Source organism: Oceanicaulis sp. HTCC2633 (genome assembly GCF_000152745.1).
Classification (GTDB): Bacteria; Pseudomonadota; Alphaproteobacteria; order Caulobacterales; family Maricaulaceae; genus Oceanicaulis.
This window is the reverse complement of the sequence record NZ_CH672428.1, coordinates 1,945,360-1,963,972: the sequence shown is the minus strand read 5'-3', so window position 1 is coordinate 1,963,972 and position 18,613 is coordinate 1,945,360. Positions and strand designations below refer to the sequence as shown.

Sequence of the window (18,613 nt, the reverse complement as noted above, 5' to 3'; positions counted from 1 at the left end):
GCATTCGGCGAGGCGCTGAGTTGTGTGATGATGGCGGCTGAAGGCTGGCGGCCGATCAATGGCAAGCCGGGGCCCGGGCCGCAGGGCGTGGACGGTATTTTCGTCAGGATGGGCGAGGCGGGTTTCGAGGCGCGCCTGATCGAGACCAAGACCAATGCCAGCCGCTATGCGGCGCGTCAGATGTCGGACGCCAAGCTGGGCGAGGACCTGACGCGGCTTTACCTCACCTGCGGGGACCCCGTTCTCGGTAAGCTCTATGCCGGTCTTTACAAGGGTCTGGCCGAGGGCGACGCGGCGATCCGCAAGCAGCTCTGGCGTCATCATCTGGCGCGCGGCGTCACCGAACAGGTCAGCCTGGACCGGGCAGGTGAAGCGGAAGGCCCGGTGAGGCTGGTTCAGAGCCATGTCTTCCTTGAGGCGCTGGCCGCGGGCCTGGATGAGCTGGACCGGGGGCGGCGCTACTGGACGGGGCTCTATCCATCCTGAGCCGTGAGCGCGTCGACCAGCGCTTCGAAGGCCTCCATGCGCGGGGCGAAGCGCGCCTCCACAGCCTCGCGCACGTCGGATGAAGCGCGATCGGGATGGCCGGCGTCCAGCGGCGGGGCCGGATCATATTCAAGCCCCAGCTGGATGCTGGCGGCGACGGCGTCGCCCGCGATCTCGCGCATCACGCTCAGGGCGAAATCGATGCCGGCCGTGACCCCGCCTCCCGTGATCACCCGGCCGTCATGCACCACGCGCTCATTTACGGGAATGGCTCCGAAGGCGGACAGATGCGCGTGATAGCGCCAGTGGGTCGTGGCGCGGACGCCCTTCAAAAGTCCGGCTGCGCCCAGGATGAAGGCGCCGGTGCAGACCGAGGTGACGTAGCGGGCCTTCGCGCCCTGCCGGCGCACGAACTCGATCATGACGGCGTCCTGCATTATCGCGTCCACGCCGAACCCGCCGGGCACGCACAGCAGATCGAGATCGGGCGCCGTGTCCAGCGTATGGGTGGGCAGGATGAAGGGGCCGCAATCGGTGCGCACTGGTCCGTCCTTGCGGGCGATCAGCGCCGTCTCGGCGCCGGGCGCCCGGCTCAGTACCTGCAGGGGACCGGTGAAGTCCAGCTGGGTCAGATCGTCAAACAGAAGAAAGCCGATGGTGAAGCTCATGATGCGGTCTCCTGGGGAAAGGGGGTGCGGAAGCGGGCGCGGAAGTCGCGTGGAGCCACCCCCAGCTGTCGCTGGAAGGCGCGATCCAGCCTTTGCAGGCCGCCGAACCCGCACATATCGGCAATGACGCTGATGGCGTGATCGGTTTCCACCAGCAGGGCGCGCGCGGCTTCCACGCGCAATTGCTCCACAAGCTGGGCGGGCGACTGGTTCAACTCGGTGCGGGTCAGACGGCTCAGGGTGCGACGGGACAGGTGAAAGCGGTCGCATAGCGCTTCGATGGACCAGTCCGCGGACGGTTCGCGACGCACGGCGTCACACAGGCGCGCGAGCCGGCTTTCAGGGCGGGCCTGGGCCGCCAGATCCGGGGAATACTGGCTCTGCCCGCCTGAGCGCAGGCGCTGGACCAGCAGGTTCTGGGCGATCTTGAGTGCGAGGGCGCGCCCCGCCTCCTGTTCGACCAGGGCGAGCGCCAGATCCATGCCGGCGGTGACGCCCGCTGAGCTCCAGATGGCTCCGTCCTGGATGTAGATGGCGTCGGGCTCGACCTTGATGTCCGGATAACGCTCCGACAGATGCCGCACGGCTCGCCAGTGGGTGGTGAGGCGATGATGACGGGCCAGCCCGGCTTCGGCGAGCAGATATGCGCCCGAGCAGATGGAGATGCAGCGCTCGGCGGCCTCGCCTGTCCTTCGCAGACGGTCCAGAAAGTCCTGATCGGAGAGAACAGTCTCGACCGGCTCGCGGTCTCCGCCGACGCAGATCAGGCTGTGAAGCGGGGTCGCTTCCAGCTCCTGCAGGGCGTGTTCGGCCAGCACGGCGACCCCGTGCCCTGAGGTCACAAGGCCTGCTTCGGGCGCGGCGATGCAGAGCGACCATCCCAGTTGCGGCGCCAGCCGGGCGGCGCTGGAGAGCACGGCGTAGGGGCCGGTCAGATCCAGCAGCTCAAAGCCGGGATAGACGACGAAGCACAGGGTCCGGACAGGGATGGAAGCGATCATGCCTCATCCTAGACCGGACCCGGCGCGGCCTTAAGTGACCAAAACGGTCAAATCGGGCCAATCTGCCTAGCGCGGGGCGCGCTTGGCGAGAATACGCTGCAAGGTGCGGCGGTGCATGTTCAGCCGGCGCGCCGTCTCGGACACATTGTGATTGCACAGCTCGAAGACGCGCTGGATGTGCTCCCACCGGACCCGGTCCGCGCTCATCGGGTTCTCCGGCGGCGCGGGTTTCGCGTCAGGCTGGGCGAGCAAGGCCTTCACCACGTCATCGGCGTCTGCGGGTTTGGCGAGATAGTCCACAGCGCCCGATTTCACCGCCGCAACGGCGGTCGCGATATTGCCATACCCGGTCAGCATGATGACGCGGCAGTCATCGCGGCTTTCGTGCAGGGTGCGCACCACGTCCAGGCCGTCCCCGTCATCCAGACGCAAATCCACCACGGCGAAGGCGGGGGGCGTCTTGCGGGCGATCACGATGGCCTCGGCGACCGTGCCGACCGCGCTGATCACGTCAAAGCCGCGGCTCTCCATGGCGCGCGACAGCCGATTCCGGAACGGCTCGTCATCGTCCACCAGCAGCAGCGTCTTGTCTTCAGGAAGGTCCAGTTCAGTGTGTTCGGTCACGGCCGACAGGCTCCTTTAACTGGGTCGGTTTGTTCAGGCCTAATCTCTACCCCCATTCTCCCCTCGTCTGCAAAGGTCGGATGGAAAGCAAGACAGCTCGACAATTCGGAAAATTTTAGTGCGAAAGGTCTGATGCGCCCACATCGCTCCGCGGTTCCGCCTCCAGCGGCGCACGGGGCAGGTTCAGCACCACGCGGGCGCCTCCCTGGGGGGCGTTGGTCAGGTCCACGCGACCGCCAATGCGTTCAATCAGGGTGACGGCGATGAAGACGCCCAGGCCCAGGCCGCCATAGCCGGGCTGGCCCCGGCGCGTGGTGACATAGGGTTCGCCAAGCTTGGCGAGAATGTCCGGCGGAAAGCCCGGCCCGTCATCCTGGACCACGATGGTCAGGCTGTCGCCGGTCCAGGCGCCGGTGATCTGGACTTCTGAGGTGGCGAAATCCACGGCGTTCTCGATGAAGTTGCCCAGGCCGTACAACAGCTCGGTCTGGCGCTTGAGCACGGGCGCGTCCGGCAGGTCGGGCGGCGGGGCCAGCTTGACCGTGATATGGGCGTCCAGGCCCTTGAGCGGGGCTGCGGCCTCCTCCATCAGCTCCTTGATGCCGATACGCTCATGCATCTTGTCCGCGGTGTTGTGCGACGATTGGGACAGGCGCTGCAGGATCTCGCGACAGCGCTGGGCCTGGGAAATGATGAGGTCGGCGTCCTCTCGCGCGATATCGTCCTGGGCGGCGCGCAGCATTTCCTTGGCGGTCAGCTGGATGGTGGCCAGCGGCGTGCCCAGCTCGTGTGCGGCGGCGGCGGCGAGCGCGCCCAGGGCCGACAGGCGTTGCTCGCGCGCCAGAACGCTTTGTGTCGCCGCCAGGGCCGCGCCCATGCGTTGCGCCTCGAACCCGACGCGCCAGGCATAGATGGCGGTGAAGGCGATGGCGATGGCCAGCGCCATCCAGATGCCGGCGCGATAGGTTGAGGGCAGGGTGACGCTTTGACCGTCCGCCCAGGGCAGGGGCAGATGCCAGATGCTCAGCGAGATCGAGCCGATGATGGCGATGGCCGCGAGAGTCAGCCACCAGCGCCCGGGCAGGGCGGAGACCGCGATCACCACCGGGCCCACCAGCATGACCGAGAAGGGGTTGGTGAGACCGCCCGTCAACGCCAGCAGAACCATCAGCTGGATGACGTCATAGGCAAGCTGCAGAAAGGCTTCCCAGTCCTTGGCGAAGCGCTGGGTTGGCATGGCGAGCGTCAGCCAGGCGTTGACCCAGGCGCTTGCGGCGATCACGGCGAGACACGCGCCAAGGGGCAGATCAAAGCCCAGCCCGTAGAAAACCACGATCACGGCGAGCGTCTGGCCGGCGACCGCCAGCCAACGCAGCAGGATCAGCGTGCGCAGTCGGACGCGGCCGAAGACGGGCGTCAGGTCAGGATCGGCGTCAAGCTCTGACCAGTCAGGTTCAATTTGGCTGTCACGCACGGTGTGGCTTCCCCCGAGGAGCGTCTTTAACGGTCAGCTGAGCGATGACCGCGCTTGCGGTCAACGAGACGAGATGACGCGCATGGTCGCGTCCGGCGATGCTGCACCGCGATATACGGGGCTCGCATCTGACACAAGAATGTCGTACCTCAGAGGGGATGATTGCGCTGCGCCGGCGCGCTCTCAACCTCAGGACTACACATGGACTTGAAAAATCGACCGATCTGGCTGTTTCCCGCCATTGCCGCCATTCTCGCAGGCGTCGCGGCGGTCGCCATCCTGACCCTCTCACCGGGCGCCGGGACAGGCGCGAACACCACCGGGGCGGCTCCGGTCCGCATGTCCGGCCAGGCCGATATCGGCGGGCCGTTCACACTGGTGGATCATACGGGCCGGACGGTGACGGAAGAGACCTTCGCAGGCCGTCCGACCCTGATCTATTTCGGTTTCACCTACTGCCCGGACATCTGCCCGACCTCGCTTCAGGTGATGGCGGCGGCTCTGGATCGTCTGACGCCTGAACAGCGCGCACAATTCCAGCCGCTCCTGATCACGGTGGATCCCGAACGCGACACCCCCGAGGCGCTGGCCGCCTATGTGCAGTCGCCGGCCTTCCCCGACAATCTGCTGGGCCTAACCGGCAGCGAAGAGCAGATCCGTGAGGCCGCCCGCGCCTATCGAGTCTATTACGCCCGTGTGGAGGATGACGGCACGCTGGCGGAATACACCATGGACCATTCCTCGCTCATCTATCTGATGGGGCGGAATGGCGAGTTTGTTGAAGTCTTTCCGCATCAGGCGACCCCGGATCAGATCGCCTCACGCCTTCAACAGTTTCTAGAGACTAATCCGGCATAATCGAATTGAGCTGACAGTGCTGCGGACGTCCCGGCGCTGAGGAGACAGGCTATGCTTTACTCTTTTCTGGAAATGAGCCGGGCCGCCATGCTGCCCTGGCGCGCCGCCGCGAACATGACCCGGCGATCGCTGCGCTCCCCGCTCAATCCGGCCTCTGACACGCTGGCGGGTCGCGCCACGGCCGCGGCCGCCGACCTGTTCGAGAGCCTGACGCGCTATTACGGCAAGCCCGACTGGGAGCTGAGCCCGACCCACGTCAATGACCAGCCGGTCGATATCGATATCGAGACCGTGTGGAGCAAGCCCTTCTGCTCGCTTCTGCACTTCAAACGGGATCGCAAGGCGCTCGCGAAAGCGCGCGGCGTGAAGGTGTCGGAGATCAAGGATCGGCCGGTGCTGATCGTGGCCCCGATGTCCGGTCACCACGCCACGCTGCTGCGCGGCACGGTCGAAGCCTTCCTGCCCGACCATGAAGTGTACATCACCGACTGGGTGGATGCGCGCAAGGTTTCGGTCGCCGAGGGCCGTTTCGATCTTGATGACTATGTGCTCTATGTGCGCGAGATGATCACGGCGCTGGGCTCGAACCCGCACGTGGTCGCGGTGTGTCAGCCCGGCCCGCCGACCCTGGCCGCCATCGCCCTGATGGCCGAGGACAAGGATCCGGCACGCCCCACCTCCATGACCTTCATGGGGTCGCCCATCGATGCGCGCAAATCGCCGACCGTGCCGAACAAGCTGGCCGAGGAACGCCCCTATGAGTGGTTCCGGGACAATCTGATCCAGACCGTGCCGCCGGTGTATCCGGGCGCCATGCGCCGGGTCTATCCGGGCTTCCTGCAGCTGACCGGCTTCATCAACATGAATTTCGAGCGCCATGTGGACGCCCACTGGAACTTCTTCCAGCACATGGTGTCCGGCGATGGCGACAGTGCGGACCGTCACCGCGAATTCTATGACGAGTATCTCTCGGTGATGGATCTGACCGAGGAATTCTACCTGCAGACCATCGAGGACGTGTTCCAGAAGCACAAGCTGGCGCTGGGCGAGATGACGGTGGAGGGTCGCCTGGTGCGTCCGGAAACCATCACCGATGTGGCGCTTCTCACCGTTGAGGGCGAGAACGACGACATTTCAGGCATTGGCCAGACCCAGGCCGCGCACACGCTGTGCTCGAGCCTGCCGGAAGACCTGCGGCTGGACCATATCCAGCCCGGCGTCGGCCATTACGGCGTCTTCAACGGCCGGCGGTTCCGCGAGGAGATCGCACCGAAGATGAAGGCGTTCATGGCCGAGCACGACGCCCGGCGAGCGAAAAACGGCTAGGCCCTATTCGCCGTCGTTTCCGGCCTCGGCCGGTTCATGCGTGATGGTCAGGCCCAGCGTGTCGGCGTCCGGCGCCGGGTAATCGGCGAAGGCGGCGGCTGAAACCGGCGCCGCCGGGTCCAGCTCGATGGTCAGAACCCCGCCTGCATTGATGAAGCCGTCAATGGCGCCGGCCGCCTGTTGCAACACGCCGGCCGGCATCTGCGCGCCTGCGAAGGCCAGCCCCATGCGCGCCATGGCGCCCAGCTGGACCCGCGCCTGCGCTTCGCTGACGCCCGATTGGCGGGCCATCTGTGCAGTGACGCGATCCATCAGGGACTGGTCGGCGAGTTCCAGGCGGACATGGTGGATCATCAGCGGCGCCAGAATGCGCGCCGCGTCCTTGTCCATCTCGCCTGCGGCCTGTTCGGCAAGCGCCGAAGACGCCGCGAGGCCGGTCAGTTCCTGATCAAAGGTCAGAGTCAGCCCGTCCTCGAGCCGGATATAGGTGTCGCCTTCCGTCCAGGCCCGGTCCTCGGCCGGGTCATAGCGGGTCTCCCCGGCGGCGCTCAGAACGATCTCGTCATAGCCCAGAAGCTCGAAACTCTGTCGGATGCGGGGGCTCTGGGGATGAGAGGCGGCGGGGGCGATGCGCAGCTCGGGCAGGGCCAGGCTGGAGCTCATGATCGAGCCGGCCCGCTCCTGAACGCGGGCGCTCAGTTCGGGCAGGGTGATGAACACGCCGCCTGCTTCCAGCTCCATGCCGCGCAGGTCGATCATCTCGTAAGGCGCCGCGCCGGGCGACATCAGCGCCGCGCCGAAAGGAGAGCCGGTCTCCAATCCGTCCAGTTTCACGCCGGAGGCTTCCAGAAAGGCGACGCTCATCGCCATCGGCTGGCCCTGTTCGTCCACACCCTCCATGGCGTAATTGGCGAATTCGACTGATCCCAGCCGTTCATCCTGTGCGAAGTCGGACAGGCGGACGCTGTCCGCGCTCAGGCTGACGGTCAGGTCCGGGGCGTCATTGATCTGCATCACCGGCGCGACTAGTTCGAGGCTGGAGAACCCGTATCCATCCTTGAGATCGGAAAGGTCGTCCAGATCCGTATCGCCGCGCAGGACGCCGGCGATGGCGCGCGCGAGCTCGGGGCTTGGCTCGGACAGGCCCAGCATGGCGGCGCGCATGGCCCCGCTCGGCGCTTCAATCGCCAGGGTTTCAAGATCCAGCCCCGTGAAGAAAGGCTGGCCGTCCCGGAGTTGCGGCCCGGTCAGCACCAGTGCGTCAGCGCGCATCCGGCCGTTCTCCAGATCCATGGCGAAATCTGTGAAGACATAGCCGCCCCGCTCGAAACGGCGTTCGCTCCAGCTGGCGCGCCCCGGGCTCTCGAGACCGAATGCGGCGAGCGCGGTTTCGGCCTGAGCCTCAGTGACGGGGCGGTCATGGCGCGCGTCCTGACGTGCAGACTCCCCCGCATCCGGGCCACAGGCGGCAAGGCCCAGTCCGAGGGCTAGCGCGAATGCGAGCGGGGCGCGGCGGGAGAGAACGGCCATGATCGATCCTTGTGAGAGCAGTGTGGGCGCAAGCCTATCCCAAGGCGCGCGTCAAACCCAGCACAGTCCGCTCATGCGTTGGCCGAAAAGGACGTTATTGCGCGCCGCCGATCCGGCCCAGAAGATCGGCGATGGGATCGCTCTCTTCGTCCTGAGGGGCGTCTTCCGGCTCGCCGGGCTCTGTCGTCTCTGGCGCTGACGGAGCTTCGGGCGGGTTCAGCAGGTTGGCGATGGGATCATCCTCGCGTGGCGCGTCCGCCAGCAAGGCGTCGAGCCCGCGCGGGGGGACGGGCGCCGCGCTCATGAAGGCGGAGAAGACCCGGGCCGGTCCTGCGCCGCCGACGGCGCTATCGGTGGCGGTGTAATCGTCATTGCCCATCCAGACGACCGCTGCGAGACCGTCCATCCAGCCCGCAAACCAGGCGTCGCGATTGTCATTGGTCGTGCCGGTCTTGCCGCGCACCAGCCGACCATCCACCTGGGCGCCGCGCGCCGTGCCATAGCTGACGGCGGCGTCAAACAGTCCGTCCATCTGGCGCAGGATGCGGTCCGCCAGCACCCGCTCGCCCAGCACCGGTTCATGCTCGAACAGCATGACGCCCTCCGCTGTGCGCACCGAGAGGATGGCGTAGGCGTCGGCGCGGCGTCCGCCATTCATGAAGGGCAGATAGGACTGACCCAGTTCCAGCGGGGTGACTTCATACGCCCCCAGGGACAGCGCATGGGTGTTCTGAAGCGGGCTCTCGATCCCCAGGCGCTGGGCGGTGCGCATCACCCAGCCCCGACCGGTGGCTTCTGCGACCTGGACCGCAATGACGTTGGAGGATCGGGCGAAAGCGCGTTCCAGCGTCATCTCGCCCTCATAGCGGTCGCCATAATTCTGCGGCGCCCAGTCACCATAGGCGATCGGCGCATCCATGAAGACGTCATCAGGGCCGAGCCCGCCCTCGAAGGCGGCGGCGTAGACAAACGGCTTGAAGGCCGAACCGGGCTGGCGTCGCGCGTTCACGGCGCGGTTGAAGGGCGCCTGCGCGTAGTCATGCCCGCCGACCATGGCGCGCACCCCGCCCTGGCTGTCAAGCGCAATGAGCGCGCCTTCGGTGGCGCCGCGAGCCCAGTCCGGGGTTTCAAGACCCAGGCTGAGCGCGGATTCCGCGGCGCGCTGGGCGTCCACATCCAGCGTGGTGCGAACAATCAGATCGCCCTGATGCCCGGGCGCCATCTCGCGCACCTGGGTCATCACCCAGTCGGCGAACCAGCCGGCCCCGGGGCTGGAGCTGCCGCGCGACACCCGGATCGGGGTCGAGGCGGCGGCGATGCGCTCGTCCTGGCTGATCCGGCCGGTGGCGTACATCAGGTCCAGCACCACCGTGGCGCGGACCGAGGCGCGGCGGGCGTCATTGGTGGGGGCGTAACGCGAGGGCGCTTTCAGCAGCCCCGCCAGAAGCGCCGCTTCGCCAATGCTCAGCTCGTCGGCGGGCTTGGAGAAATAGCGCCGCGAGGCGGCTTCGGCCCCCCAGGCGCCGGCGCCGAAATAGACCCGGTTGAGATAGAGGGCGAGGATTTCGTCCTTGGTGAACCGGTTCTCGAGCCACAGCGCCAGCAACACTTCCTGCGCCTTGCGCCGATAGGTGCGCTCGGGGCTCAGGAACAGGTTCTTGGCGAGCTGCTGGGTGATCGTGGAGCCGCCCTGAACCACGCGTCCTGCGCGGATATTGGACATCATCGCCCGGGCTGTGCCGATGAGATCGATGCCGAAATGGCTGTAAAAGCGCCGGTCCTCGACGGCAATGACGGCGTCCGCAAGGTTCTGGGGCAAGGCGTCGGCGGTGATGACGGCGCTGGTGGACTGGCCGCGGCGGGCGATGGTGCGGCCTTCGCGATCCAGGAGCACCACTTCGCCCGTATGGGGCGCCGGCGCGATGGCGCTGAGATCGGGCAGGGTGCGCGCCAGATGCACCACGCCGCCAATGGTCAGAAGGCCGCCGATGATCACCGTGATGACCATTGCGCGCAGCCAGACCGGCATGGAGCCGGATTTGCGTCGGGATTTGCGCGAAGATCGGGTCATCGGGGCGTCCGCAGTGAATAGACCCGCCTTTCATGCCGGAACCGTCGTTAAGGTCGCGTGAACTATAAAAGCATGGCTCTGTGCTTGCGCTCGCCTGACAAGCAGGGGAAGGTGGCGAGGCCGCAAAGGGGAGCCGTCATGACCATTCGCCGTATCATCCGCGCCGTCGCGCCGCTCATCGTGCTTGTCGCGCTGTCGGGCTGCGCTGCGTTTCCTTCGGGCGACTCCACCTGTACCGGTCAGGGTCCCAATTCGGCCAGCTGGCCCTATTGCGCGCCGTCAGAGCCGGGCGGTCCGGGCCCGGTGGACGATCCCATTGATCCGACGGGGCGCGGCGTGCGCGGCTAGTCGCTCCGCGCCGTCACGAAAACATCACTCAGAATTGTCGCGGGCATGAGTAAAGTCCGTCCCCACACCTTTGTCCGGTATGGGGGATAACCATGACCCGTTTCGCGTCCTTGCTGTTGATTGCGCCGCTTCTGGCCGCCGCCTGTTCGCCGTCCGAAGCGCCCGGCGAGGCCCGGGAGGCCGAAACTCCGGTCCCGCAATGGCGCACGCTGGACGGTCAGCCGCCTCTGGTGATCGCCCATCGCGGCGCGTCCGGTCTTCGTCCCGAACACAGTCAGGCCGCCTATCAGCTGGCGCTGGATCTGGGCGCGGACGTGATCGAGCCTGATCTCGTGATGTCCGCGGACGGCGTTCTGATCGTGCGCCATGACCCCTATCTGTCCCATTCGACCGATATCGCCAACCGGCCCGAATTCGCAGACCGCCGGGTCGAGATGATGGGGCATGAGGACTGGTGGATCCCGACCTTCACCGCGGCTGAGCTGACGACCCTGACCGCCCGCCAGACCATGGAGGATCGCGATCAGTCCTATAACGGGCAGTTCCCGGTGCTGACCTTTGACCAGTTTCTCGATTTCGTGGCGGCGGAAGAAGAGCGCTGCGCCTGTGAAATCGCCATTGAGCCGGAAGTGAAATATCCCGCCGAGCTGACGGCCATGGGCCTTGATCCGCTGCCGACCCTGATTGCGTCCCTTGAGGCGCATGATCTCAACCGCGCCGATGCGCCAGTGGTCATCCAGTCCTTTGATGCGGACTTCCTTGAGCGCCTGAACGCAGAGTCAGACGTGCGACTGGCCATGCTCTACGCCGGGCCCGACGCCGAGGGCGCGAATGCCGGCGGACGCAGCCTGGAGGAGATTGCGCAATTTGCCGACGGTGTGGGCGCCTACAAGACCCTTCTCTTCACTCCTGAGGGGGAGAGCACGGGCTTTGTGGCGCAGGCGCATGATCTGGGCCTGGCTGTCCATGTCTGGACCGTGCGCGATGATCGCGAGCCGGTGGTCGGCGGCAGCGTGCAGGACGAGCTGCGCGCGCTCTATGCCGAGGGCGTGGACGGCGTCTTCGCCGATTTCCCCGGCACCGCCGTGGCGGTGCGCGACCAGATGGCCGCCGAGTAGCTTGGGCTGAACGGGGTCGGGGTCACACGCTCCGGCCCGTTGGCGCAGGACACCGAGCCCAACGGGCTCGCAAGCGCAAAGCGCGCCCGCAGCGTAAGCGAGGATCAGCCCGCAGGGTCCAACTAAAAACCACAACAAAAAGCGCCCGCCGGATAGCTCCGGCGGGCGTTATCTTGTCACCTGAGTGAAGGAAGAAGGGCTTAGCCTTCTTTCTTCTTGCCGCGCGGCTCGATGCCGCGACCGGTGGTGCGCTCGGCGATACGCGCGGACTTACCGCGGCGGTCACGCAGATAGTACAGCTTGGCGCGGCGCACTTTACCCTTGCGCTTGACCTCGATGGACTCGATCAGCGGGCTGTGGACCGGCCAGACGCGCTCGACGCCTTCGCCGAAGCTGATCTTGCGCACGGTGAAGTTCTCGTTCAGGCCGCCGCCGGAGCGGGCGATGCAGACGCCTTCGAAACGCTGGACGCGCTGGCGGTCGCCTTCGCGGATCCACACGTTCACGGTCAGCGTGTCACCCGGGGAGAATTCCGGGATCTTCTTGTCGCCGAGCACGCGGACGGCTTCTTCCTGCTCGAGCTGTTGGATCAGGTTCATGGCTCTTCTCCTTGACGCCGCTGATATCTCGTCCAGAGATCGGGTCGGCGCAGTCGCGTTATGTGTTCGGCCTGTTCCTTACGCCACCGGGCGATCCGGCCATGATCGCCTGACAGCAAAACGTCCGGGATTTCGTGCCCTTCCCATTCACGCGGTCGCGTGTAGTGGGGGTATTCGAGCAGATCACCCTCAAAACTCTCGTCTTCGGTGCTCTCGAGCTTGCCGAGAACGCCGGGGATCAGCCGCACACAGGCCTCGATGAGGACCATGGCGGGGGCTTCCCCCCCGGCGAGCACGGCGTCGCCGACACTCACCTCGTCCATGCCGCGCGCTTCGATGACCCGTTGGTCGAGACCCTCGAAGCGGCCGCAAAAGACAATAACGCCCGGACCCGCCGCCCACTCCCGGACCATGGTCTGGGAGAGCGGCTTGCCGCGAGGCGTCAGATAGATCAACGGCCGTCCATCCCTTGGAAGACTGTCGATCGCCGCTGCCGCTACATCGGGGCGCAGCACCATTCCTGGGCCGCCGCCAGCCGGCGTGTCGTCAACGGAGGCGTGCTTATGACGGGAAAACGACCGGATGTCCACCGTTTCAAGCGCCCAGAGTCCGTTCTTTCTTGCAGTCTCCAGCAAGGAGACCCCAAGCGGACCCGGAAAAGCGTCCGGATAGAGGGTGAGCACCGAGGCGTTAAACGTCATGGCGCGCGCTTATGGGGCGCCAAGGCCTGCGACGCAAGGACAGATGGGAGTCCCAGCGGCAAGGGGTAGCCGCGAACTTATCCGCCCCCTCTGAAAGTCGAGCCATACTTCCTCCCGTTCCTCCCATGACGGGCGGCCGGCGCGTTCAGGCTGGGAGGGGCGGGATGTCCCGAGGACAGAGGCCGTAACGCAGCCTCTGCCGAAAAGGCGGGCAATCACCGGGCGGTCCAGGGCAGCGGTGTCTGATGAGACGGTGACTGCACCGGCGGCGCGACAGCGCAGAAGTCTCCGGACGGTGATCCCGACAAGTCATCTCAAGCGCGGGAGCCGGGTCCGGTTCTTAAACTGCACATCTTCAACACGAGACGACCCGCTCTCGCGCGACCCGTCTTATGCTTTCCCCTGCGTTGGCGCGCGGGGCTGGTGGTGCATGGGGCCCCGGGTCGAGCCCGGAATGACGATGTCTCGAGACGGCAGATGAATTGCTGGGCGAGCAATGCGAAGACCGGGACCTTTTCCGCGTGAAGCGCCTTATCCTGCACGAGGCCCCCGGCCCTGCGCTGCGCTTGGCCTGGGTTTCAGAAGCTATTCGCCGTCCTTTTCATCGCCTTCGATGACTTCGGGCGGATTGGCGACGAGCTTGCCCGCTTTCAGGTCCACATGGGGGGCGGCGTCCTTGGTGAAGGGCAGGAACCAGACCCCGTCCGGGCCGGAGATTTCCAGAAGATCGCCCGCTCCGAAATCCTGCACGGACTTGATCTTGCCAAGCGTCTCGCCCTCAAGGTTCTCGACATTGAGGCCAATGAGGTCGGAATAATAGAACTCGTCCTCGTCGAGCTCGGGCAGGTTGCTGTGGGGCACATGCAAGAGCGTGCCCTTCATCGCCTGCACCTGCTCGCGGGTGAGGGTTTCCTTCAGCCGTACGATCACCGTGCCATTGGGGCCGGGCTTGGCCTGGGTGGGGGTGAGGATCACCGCGCCGGATTTGTCCAGGAAGGGGCCATAGCTGCACACTTGGGCAGCGTCGCCGAACGGCTTGAGCTTGGCGTCCCCGCGCACCCCGTGGGCGCCCGCGACAGCGGCGATGACGACAAGCTCTTCTTTGGGTGCGGGCATGGCGGGATCCTTTTCTGCGCTCTCTGTGCCCAAAGATGGCCCAAGGCTCAAGATCGTCGCTGCGCGCGGCCTCTGTCTTAGTGGAGATTTGAAAATTTTGATGTAATGACTTCGAGCGTCTTTATGCGTTGGCTCGCCTCCTCAAAAGGACGTTCGGATCCGTCAGGGTGAGGGGGCGTTGGGTAATGAATAGGGCTCTGGTTGTAAGTCTTGCAGGTCTTGTGGCCTTGAGCGGCTGTGAAACCGCGTCACTGACCAGTCAGTATGCGTTTCCCGAGGAAGGCCGCGCCTATCATTACGGCAATTTCTGCGGTCCGGGGGTTCCGGAACGGGTCAGTGAGGACTCGGCGCTTCAGCTTGAGGTGCTCAACACGCTGGTTCCGGTGGACGGCATTGACGCCATCTGCCGCGCCCATGACGTCTGCTATGAAACCCATGGCCGCGACCATCCCGGCTGTGATTACGCGATGGTGGGCGCTCTGAGCTATTTCTCCGAAGCGTCCGTGCCCGAAGGCCTGTTCGCCATGACCAGCGATGAGGAGGATGCCTGCATTAACCTCGCTCATGAAATCCAGACGCCGTTTCACACCAAGTTCGCCTTCGGGCGGGGTCTGGAGAACCGGGCGCGTCTGGAGCGCACGGATGCCGAGACGGAAGCCTATGAGCGGCTTCAGGCGCAGAACAATACGGATACGATCCTGGCCTTCTTTGGCAATGATGACGCCCAGCGTGCGCTCGATGAACGCCTTGATACCCGATCCATCGGGGAGGTGAGCGGGCTCAGGAACTCGCTGGAGACCGCCGCCTTCACCGCCCTGTCGCGGATGCTGACGGGTTTTCCCGACACGCCGGGGACCTGCAATGCGGTTCCCGTTCAGGCCCTGCAGTCCAGCTTCACCTGCCATTTTGACCATTTTGAAGAGCGCATGGTCAGCTCTCGCGGCGATCTTGAGGCCGTCAATCTGGAGCGCATGTCGATGAATGGCTGTAACACGGTCAAGCGGATCACTCCCTAGGGCATGCCGCCCTGGAAGGCTTCGGTCTCGCCCGCGCTCACTTCGTAAAGCGTGACGGGGGCGCGGCAGCCGGGCTGGGCGCATTGAAGCGCGGTTTCCACCTCATCCAGATGGGCGTGGGCCAGCGCGCGGCGGGCCAGCAATTCCTGCACGGTGTAATAGCGCGCCGCGCTGCAGGCGGTGCAAAAGGCCTCGAGCCGGCTGTGCGGGTCGAGATCGTCAAGGCGCAGTTCGGTTTTCCAGGTCATCACCAGAAGTCCTCGGCATAGGGAATGCGTGTGAAAGCGATCTTGCCGCCGGCATAGCCGCCGGGCGGCGGGGTCCAGACGCCCTGGGTCACCAGCGACTTGGCGTAGCGGCTATTGATGGAGTCGATGGCGTCCTGCAGGGCGTCGCGGCGGGCGCGATCCTCGGGCTTGTCGTCAATCAGCCAGTCAGTCTGGGTGACGCCGGGATCATCAAGATCGGCCAGATACATGCCGGCCCGCATGGGGCGGGCGCGCGGGTCCGCCCGCTGGGCGGCGGCCCACAGCGTGTCGAGCGCCTTGAGGCAATCGCGATCGGTGCGGGCGCTGTGCAGGGGCAATTCCCCGCTCCACCCGCCCTCGATATGGCGCAGCCACAAACCCATGCGCCCGGCGGTGCGGCCGTCCCGGCGCATGCGGCGGGCGGCCTTCACCGTCAGCAATCGCGCGCAGTCATAGGCGCTGGGCCAGGTGCGGTGGCTGGGCGGCAGCACGCGGCCATGGCCATACATGCGCCGCTTGGCGGGCTCGGCCTGGACCGCATAGCCGTGTAGGGCGTACCAGAAGCGCTCGCCCGCCACATTGCGCCACAGGGCGCGCATCTGCTTGGGCTGCAGCGCCCAGAGCGCCTTCATGTCCGCCACGCCCGCCTTCAGAAGGCGCTTGCGCATGGAGGAGCCAATGCCCGGCGCTTCGTCGAGCGGACGTTTGAGCAAGGGCCCCGGCAAATCCTCGGGCCGCCAGATGGTCAAACCGTCTGGTTTACCCAGCTTGCAGGCCATCTTGGCGAGGAAGCGATTGGGCGCCATGCCGATCGAGCAGGTGACGACGCCGTCGGTCTGCGCCGCGATGCGCGCCTTGATGGCGTTCGAGACGCCTTCAGGGTCGGCGATGGCGCGGCCGTCGAGCGGGCAGGTCAGCTCATCAATGGATTTCACCGCGCCAATGGGCAGCACGGCCCGGATCTCGGCGATCATCAGGGCGTGCATGCGGCGATAGAGATCCGGCTTCTGATCCACCAGGATCATGTCGGGCACCGCCTCGCGCGCCTCACGCACGGTCATCACCGAGCTTGCGCCCTTCGCCTTGGCTTCCTTGGAGGCGGCGATGATGCAGGTATTGCGCGCGCCCTGCATGGGGATCACCCCGACAGGGCGGCCACGCAGGCGCGGATCGGCGTATTGCTCGACGCTCGCAAAGAAGCTGTCAAAGTCGAGATAGAGCTGCTCGATGGTCTCTGGCTTGCGCATGGTTCGTGTTCCGCAGGCGGCTGTCCGCTACAGAACAAAACTAGAACAAATGCGTTCACCGGGAAAGCGGGAAGAGTCAGATCGCGGCGTGAATCCCTGACTCCAGATGTGAAAAACCCCGCCGCGTTTCCACGGCGGGGTTGATCAAATGCCGGAAGCAAAAGGTCTTATTCAGACGCTTCTTCAGCAGCTTCTTCGGCCGGGGCTTCTTCAGCCGGAGCCGCAGCGGCTTCAGCTTCAGCCGCCTTCTTGGCTTCTTCTTTTTCAGCGCGTTCAGCAGCGCGCTCTTTGGCTTTCTCGCCCGGCTCGCCCTTTTTCGGGTTGTTGCCGTGGGTCCATTCATAGACGCCAGCGTCTTTCAGGAAGCGCGCGACGCGGTCAGACGGCTGGGCGCCTTTCTTGATCCACTCGGCGGCTTTCTCGGTGTCCACGGAGATGCGGTTCTCGTGGTCTTTCGGCAGCATCGGGTTGTAGTGGCCGATCTTCTCGATGAAGCGGCCATCGCGCGGCATGCGGGAATCGGTGACGACGATGCGGTAGTACGGACGCTTCTTGGCGCCGCCGCGGGCGAGACGAATTTTAACAGACATGGTTGTGGTCCTTTGAGGTCATTTTTTCTTCGAGAGGCCGAGCGGTAGGCCATCCGGCCCCAGGGGTCCGCCAATGCCTGGCAGGCCCTGTTTGCCTGGGCCGCCCAGCCCCGGCAGGTCTGCGCCCTTGGGCGCTTGTCCCTTGAGAAGATCGGACGCCGCATCGCCGAGGCCGGGGGGCATTCCGCCACCCATGCCGGCCATGCCGCCGCCCATACCCGGCATTCCGGGCATGCCGGGGAAACCCCCTTTTTTGCCCTTCTTGCCCATCTTCTTCATCATGTCCGCCATCTGGCGGTGCATTTTCAAAAGCTTGTTCACCTCCGGCACCTCAACGCCCGAGCCGAGCGCGATGCGGCGCTTGCGGCTGGCCTTGAGCAGATCCGGTTTGGCGCGCTCTTCCTTGGTCATCGACAGGATGATCGCTTCCTGGCGCTTGAGCATCTTGTCGTCAAAGCCGGCATTGGCCATCTGGGCCTTCGCCGCCTTGTTCATGCCCGGCAGGAAGCCCATCAGCCCTGCAACGCCGCCCATTTTCTGAAGCTGGCGCAACTGGTCGGCCATGTCGTCGAGATCGAACTTGCCCTTCGCCATTTTCTTGGCGAGGCGTTCGGCTTTCTCGTGATCGACCTCGGCGGCGGCTTTCTCCACCAGCGAGACGATGTCGCCGCGCCCGAGGATGCGGCCGGCAAGGCGCTTGGCGTCAAAGGCGTCCAGGCCATCAACCTTTTCAGAGACGCCGAGGAACTTGATCGGCAGGCCCGTGACCCAACGCATGGACAGCGCGGCGCCGCCGCGGCCATCGCCATCCATCCGGGTCAGCACCAGGCCGGTCAGCTTCAAACGCTCGTCAAAGCGCTTGGCGGTCTCCACCGCATCCTGACCGGTCAGGGAGTCCGCCACCAGAAGGGTTTCACGCGGCCGCGCCACTTCGGCGATCTTGGCGGCCTCGCCCATCATCTCTTCATCGATGGAGGTACGGCCCGCAGTATCCAGGATCACCACGTCATAGCCCTGAAGGCGACCCGCGCTCATGGCGCGCTTGGCGATCTCGACGGCGGACTGGCCGGCCACGATCGGCAGGCAGGCGACGCCGGCCTTCTCGGCCATCTGCGCCAATTGCTCCATCGCCGCCGGACGGCGGGTGTCGAGCGAGGCGACGAGGACTTTCTTCTTCTCGCGCTCGGAAATGCGCTTGGCGAGCTTGGCGGTGGTGGTGGTTTTACCCGAGCCCTGAAGACCCGCCATCAGGATCGCCACAGGCGGTTCGCCGGTAAGGGTCAGGCCTTCGGGTTCGCCCTCGCCGCCCAACAGCTCCACCAGACCGTCATGGACGATCTTGATGACCTGCTGGCCGGGGCTGACCGAGCGGATGACCTCTTCGCCGATCGCCTTTTCGCGGACCTTCGCAGTGAAATCCTTCACCGCCGGCAGGGCGACGTCGGCCTCCAGCAGCGCCACGCGGATTTCGCGCAGCGCGGCGTCCACATCCTTTTCCGAGAGCGCGCCGCGCCCGGTCAGGCTGTCAAAGACGCCGGAAAGCCGTTCTGAAAGTGAGTCGAACATGTGTTCGCCTGCCCTGGTCCGCTTCT

At 65.5% G+C, this 18,613-nt stretch carries 19 protein-coding genes; 6 read left to right on the top strand and 13 right to left on the bottom strand.

Features of this window, described 5'->3' with window-relative positions; all coding sequences use genetic code 11:
• Positions 1-27: 27 nt before the first annotated feature.
• The gene (locus OA2633_RS09325) at positions 28-486 is read left to right on the top strand and encodes a hypothetical protein (protein ID WP_009802289.1); all 459 of its coding nucleotides are present in this window, start codon (positions 28-30) and stop codon (positions 484-486) included.
• Here OA2633_RS09325 and OA2633_RS09320 read toward each other — a convergent pair.
• From OA2633_RS09320 to OA2633_RS09305, 4 genes are all read right to left on the bottom strand, one after another.
• Positions 474-1,154: a DJ-1/PfpI family protein gene (locus OA2633_RS09320; RefSeq protein ID WP_009802288.1), complete on the bottom strand. Its 681-nt coding sequence runs from the start codon at positions 1,152-1,154 to the stop codon at positions 474-476. The genes OA2633_RS09325 and OA2633_RS09320 overlap by 13 nt on opposite strands.
• Positions 1,151-2,155: a GlxA family transcriptional regulator gene (locus OA2633_RS09315; protein WP_009802287.1), complete on the bottom strand. Its 1,005-nt coding sequence runs from the start codon at positions 2,153-2,155 to the stop codon at positions 1,151-1,153. Before OA2633_RS09315 ends, OA2633_RS09320 begins: the two co-directional genes overlap by 4 nt.
• 66 nt (positions 2,156-2,221) lie before the next feature.
• On the bottom strand, positions 2,222-2,779 hold the full coding sequence (locus OA2633_RS09310) for an ActR/PrrA/RegA family redox response regulator transcription factor (protein ID WP_009802286.1): 558 nt from the start codon (positions 2,777-2,779) through the stop codon (positions 2,222-2,224).
• Positions 2,780-2,894: 115 nt separating this feature from the next.
• Complete coding sequence (locus OA2633_RS09305) at positions 2,895-4,253, bottom strand: ActS/PrrB/RegB family redox-sensitive histidine kinase (RefSeq protein WP_009802285.1); 1,359 nt, start codon at positions 4,251-4,253, stop codon at positions 2,895-2,897.
• Positions 4,254-4,454: 201 nt separating this feature from the next.
• Between OA2633_RS09305 and OA2633_RS09300 the strand changes: the two genes are divergently transcribed.
• Together OA2633_RS09300 and OA2633_RS09295 are read left to right on the top strand one after the other, a co-directional pair.
• Complete coding sequence (locus OA2633_RS09300) at positions 4,455-5,111, top strand: SCO family protein (protein WP_009802284.1); 657 nt, start codon at positions 4,455-4,457, stop codon at positions 5,109-5,111.
• A 51-nt stretch (positions 5,112-5,162) separates the two neighbouring features.
• Entirely contained in the window at positions 5,163-6,437 is a 1,275-nt protein-coding gene (locus OA2633_RS09295; protein ID WP_009802283.1) for a polyhydroxyalkanoate depolymerase, read from the top strand.
• A gap of 3 nt (positions 6,438-6,440) precedes the next feature.
• Here OA2633_RS09295 and OA2633_RS09290 read toward each other — a convergent pair whose 3' ends face one another.
• A complete protein-coding gene (locus OA2633_RS09290; RefSeq protein WP_009802282.1) occupies positions 6,441-7,967 on the bottom strand; it encodes a hypothetical protein in 1,527 nt (508 codons plus the stop codon).
• 94 nt (positions 7,968-8,061) lie between these two features.
• Positions 8,062-10,038 (bottom strand): transglycosylase domain-containing protein, encoded by a 1,977-nt coding sequence (locus tag OA2633_RS09285; protein ID WP_009802281.1) that lies wholly within the window; start codon positions 10,036-10,038, stop codon positions 8,062-8,064.
• Positions 10,039-10,176: 138 nt separating this feature from the next.
• On the opposite strand from OA2633_RS09285, the gene OA2633_RS09280 reads away from it, so the two are divergent.
• Together OA2633_RS09280 and OA2633_RS09275 are read left to right on the top strand one after the other, a co-directional pair.
• Positions 10,177-10,386, top strand: coding sequence for a hypothetical protein (locus tag OA2633_RS09280; protein WP_009802280.1), 210 nt, complete (start codon positions 10,177-10,179; stop codon positions 10,384-10,386).
• 92 nt (positions 10,387-10,478) lie between these two features.
• Positions 10,479-11,504: a glycerophosphodiester phosphodiesterase family protein gene (locus OA2633_RS09275; protein WP_009802279.1), complete on the top strand. Its 1,026-nt coding sequence runs from the start codon at positions 10,479-10,481 to the stop codon at positions 11,502-11,504.
• Positions 11,505-11,704: 200 nt separating this feature from the next.
• Here the strand turns inward: OA2633_RS09275 and rplS are convergent, their stop codons facing one another.
• The 3 genes from rplS to rimM form a co-directional block, all read right to left on the bottom strand.
• On the bottom strand, positions 11,705-12,103 hold the full coding sequence (gene rplS / locus OA2633_RS09270) for a 50S ribosomal protein L19 (protein ID WP_009802278.1): 399 nt from the start codon (positions 12,101-12,103) through the stop codon (positions 11,705-11,707).
• Entirely contained in the window at positions 12,100-12,804 is a 705-nt protein-coding gene (gene trmD / locus OA2633_RS09265; protein ID WP_009802276.1) for a tRNA (guanosine(37)-N1)-methyltransferase TrmD, read from the bottom strand. Before trmD ends, rplS begins: the two co-directional genes overlap by 4 nt.
• A gap of 585 nt (positions 12,805-13,389) precedes the next feature.
• A complete protein-coding gene (gene rimM / locus OA2633_RS09260; RefSeq protein ID WP_009802275.1) occupies positions 13,390-13,920 on the bottom strand; it encodes a ribosome maturation factor RimM in 531 nt (176 codons plus the stop codon).
• A 185-nt stretch (positions 13,921-14,105) separates the two neighbouring features.
• Between rimM and OA2633_RS09255 the strand changes: the two genes are divergently transcribed.
• Positions 14,106-14,936 (top strand): hypothetical protein, encoded by an 831-nt coding sequence (locus OA2633_RS09255; protein ID WP_156776203.1) that lies wholly within the window; start codon positions 14,106-14,108, stop codon positions 14,934-14,936.
• On the opposite strand, the gene OA2633_RS09250 is transcribed toward OA2633_RS09255, so the two are convergent.
• From OA2633_RS09250 to ffh, 4 genes are all read right to left on the bottom strand, one after another.
• Entirely contained in the window at positions 14,933-15,184 is a 252-nt protein-coding gene (locus tag OA2633_RS09250; RefSeq protein ID WP_009802273.1) for a hypothetical protein, read from the bottom strand. The two genes, OA2633_RS09255 and OA2633_RS09250, sit on opposite strands and share 4 nt — an antisense overlap.
• Positions 15,184-16,431: a type VI secretion protein ImpB gene (locus OA2633_RS09245; RefSeq protein WP_009802272.1), complete on the bottom strand. Its 1,248-nt coding sequence runs from the start codon at positions 16,429-16,431 to the stop codon at positions 15,184-15,186. Before OA2633_RS09245 ends, OA2633_RS09250 begins: the two co-directional genes overlap by 1 nt.
• A gap of 167 nt (positions 16,432-16,598) precedes the next feature.
• Positions 16,599-17,021, bottom strand: coding sequence for a 30S ribosomal protein S16 (gene rpsP, locus OA2633_RS16725; RefSeq protein WP_009802271.1), 423 nt, complete (start codon positions 17,019-17,021; stop codon positions 16,599-16,601).
• 18 nt (positions 17,022-17,039) lie between these two features.
• Positions 17,040-18,587 carry a signal recognition particle protein gene (ffh, locus tag OA2633_RS09235; protein WP_009802270.1) on the bottom strand — a complete coding sequence of 516 codons (1,548 nt, stop codon included), beginning with the start codon at positions 18,585-18,587 and terminating at the stop codon, positions 17,040-17,042.
• Positions 18,588-18,613 lie beyond the last annotated feature (26 nt).

Bases quoted from the DNA above. Each gene is read 5' to 3' on its own strand.
- OA2633_RS09325 (WP_009802289.1), top strand. From the start codon at position 28: ATGATGGCGGCTGAAGGCTGGCGGCCGATCAATGGCAAGCCGGGGCCC.
- OA2633_RS09320 (WP_009802288.1), bottom strand. From the start codon at position 1,154: ATGAGCTTCACCATCGGCTTTCTTCTGTTTGACGATCTGACCCAGCTG.
- OA2633_RS09315 (WP_009802287.1), bottom strand. From the start codon at position 2,155: ATGATCGCTTCCATCCCTGTCCGGACCCTGTGCTTCGTCGTCTATCCC.
- OA2633_RS09300 (WP_009802284.1), top strand. From the start codon at position 4,455: ATGGACTTGAAAAATCGACCGATCTGGCTGTTTCCCGCCATTGCCGCC.
- OA2633_RS09295 (WP_009802283.1), top strand. From the start codon at position 5,163: ATGCTTTACTCTTTTCTGGAAATGAGCCGGGCCGCCATGCTGCCCTGG.
- OA2633_RS09290 (WP_009802282.1), bottom strand. From the start codon at position 7,967: ATGGCCGTTCTCTCCCGCCGCGCCCCGCTCGCATTCGCGCTAGCCCTC.
- OA2633_RS09285 (WP_009802281.1), bottom strand. From the start codon at position 10,038: ATGACCCGATCTTCGCGCAAATCCCGACGCAAATCCGGCTCCATGCCG.
- OA2633_RS09280 (WP_009802280.1), top strand. From the start codon at position 10,177: ATGACCATTCGCCGTATCATCCGCGCCGTCGCGCCGCTCATCGTGCTT.
- OA2633_RS09275 (WP_009802279.1), top strand. From the start codon at position 10,479: ATGACCCGTTTCGCGTCCTTGCTGTTGATTGCGCCGCTTCTGGCCGCC.
- rplS (WP_009802278.1), bottom strand. From the start codon at position 12,103: ATGAACCTGATCCAACAGCTCGAGCAGGAAGAAGCCGTCCGCGTGCTC.
- trmD (WP_009802276.1), bottom strand. From the start codon at position 12,804: ATGACGTTTAACGCCTCGGTGCTCACCCTCTATCCGGACGCTTTTCCG.
- rimM (WP_009802275.1), bottom strand. From the start codon at position 13,920: ATGCCCGCACCCAAAGAAGAGCTTGTCGTCATCGCCGCTGTCGCGGGC.
- OA2633_RS09255 (WP_156776203.1), top strand. From the start codon at position 14,106: ATGAATAGGGCTCTGGTTGTAAGTCTTGCAGGTCTTGTGGCCTTGAGC.
- OA2633_RS09250 (WP_009802273.1), bottom strand. From the start codon at position 15,184: ATGACCTGGAAAACCGAACTGCGCCTTGACGATCTCGACCCGCACAGC.
- OA2633_RS09245 (WP_009802272.1), bottom strand. From the start codon at position 16,431: ATGCGCAAGCCAGAGACCATCGAGCAGCTCTATCTCGACTTTGACAGC.
- rpsP (WP_009802271.1), bottom strand. From the start codon at position 17,021: ATGTCTGTTAAAATTCGTCTCGCCCGCGGCGGCGCCAAGAAGCGTCCG.
- ffh (WP_009802270.1), bottom strand. From the start codon at position 18,587: ATGTTCGACTCACTTTCAGAACGGCTTTCCGGCGTCTTTGACAGCCTG.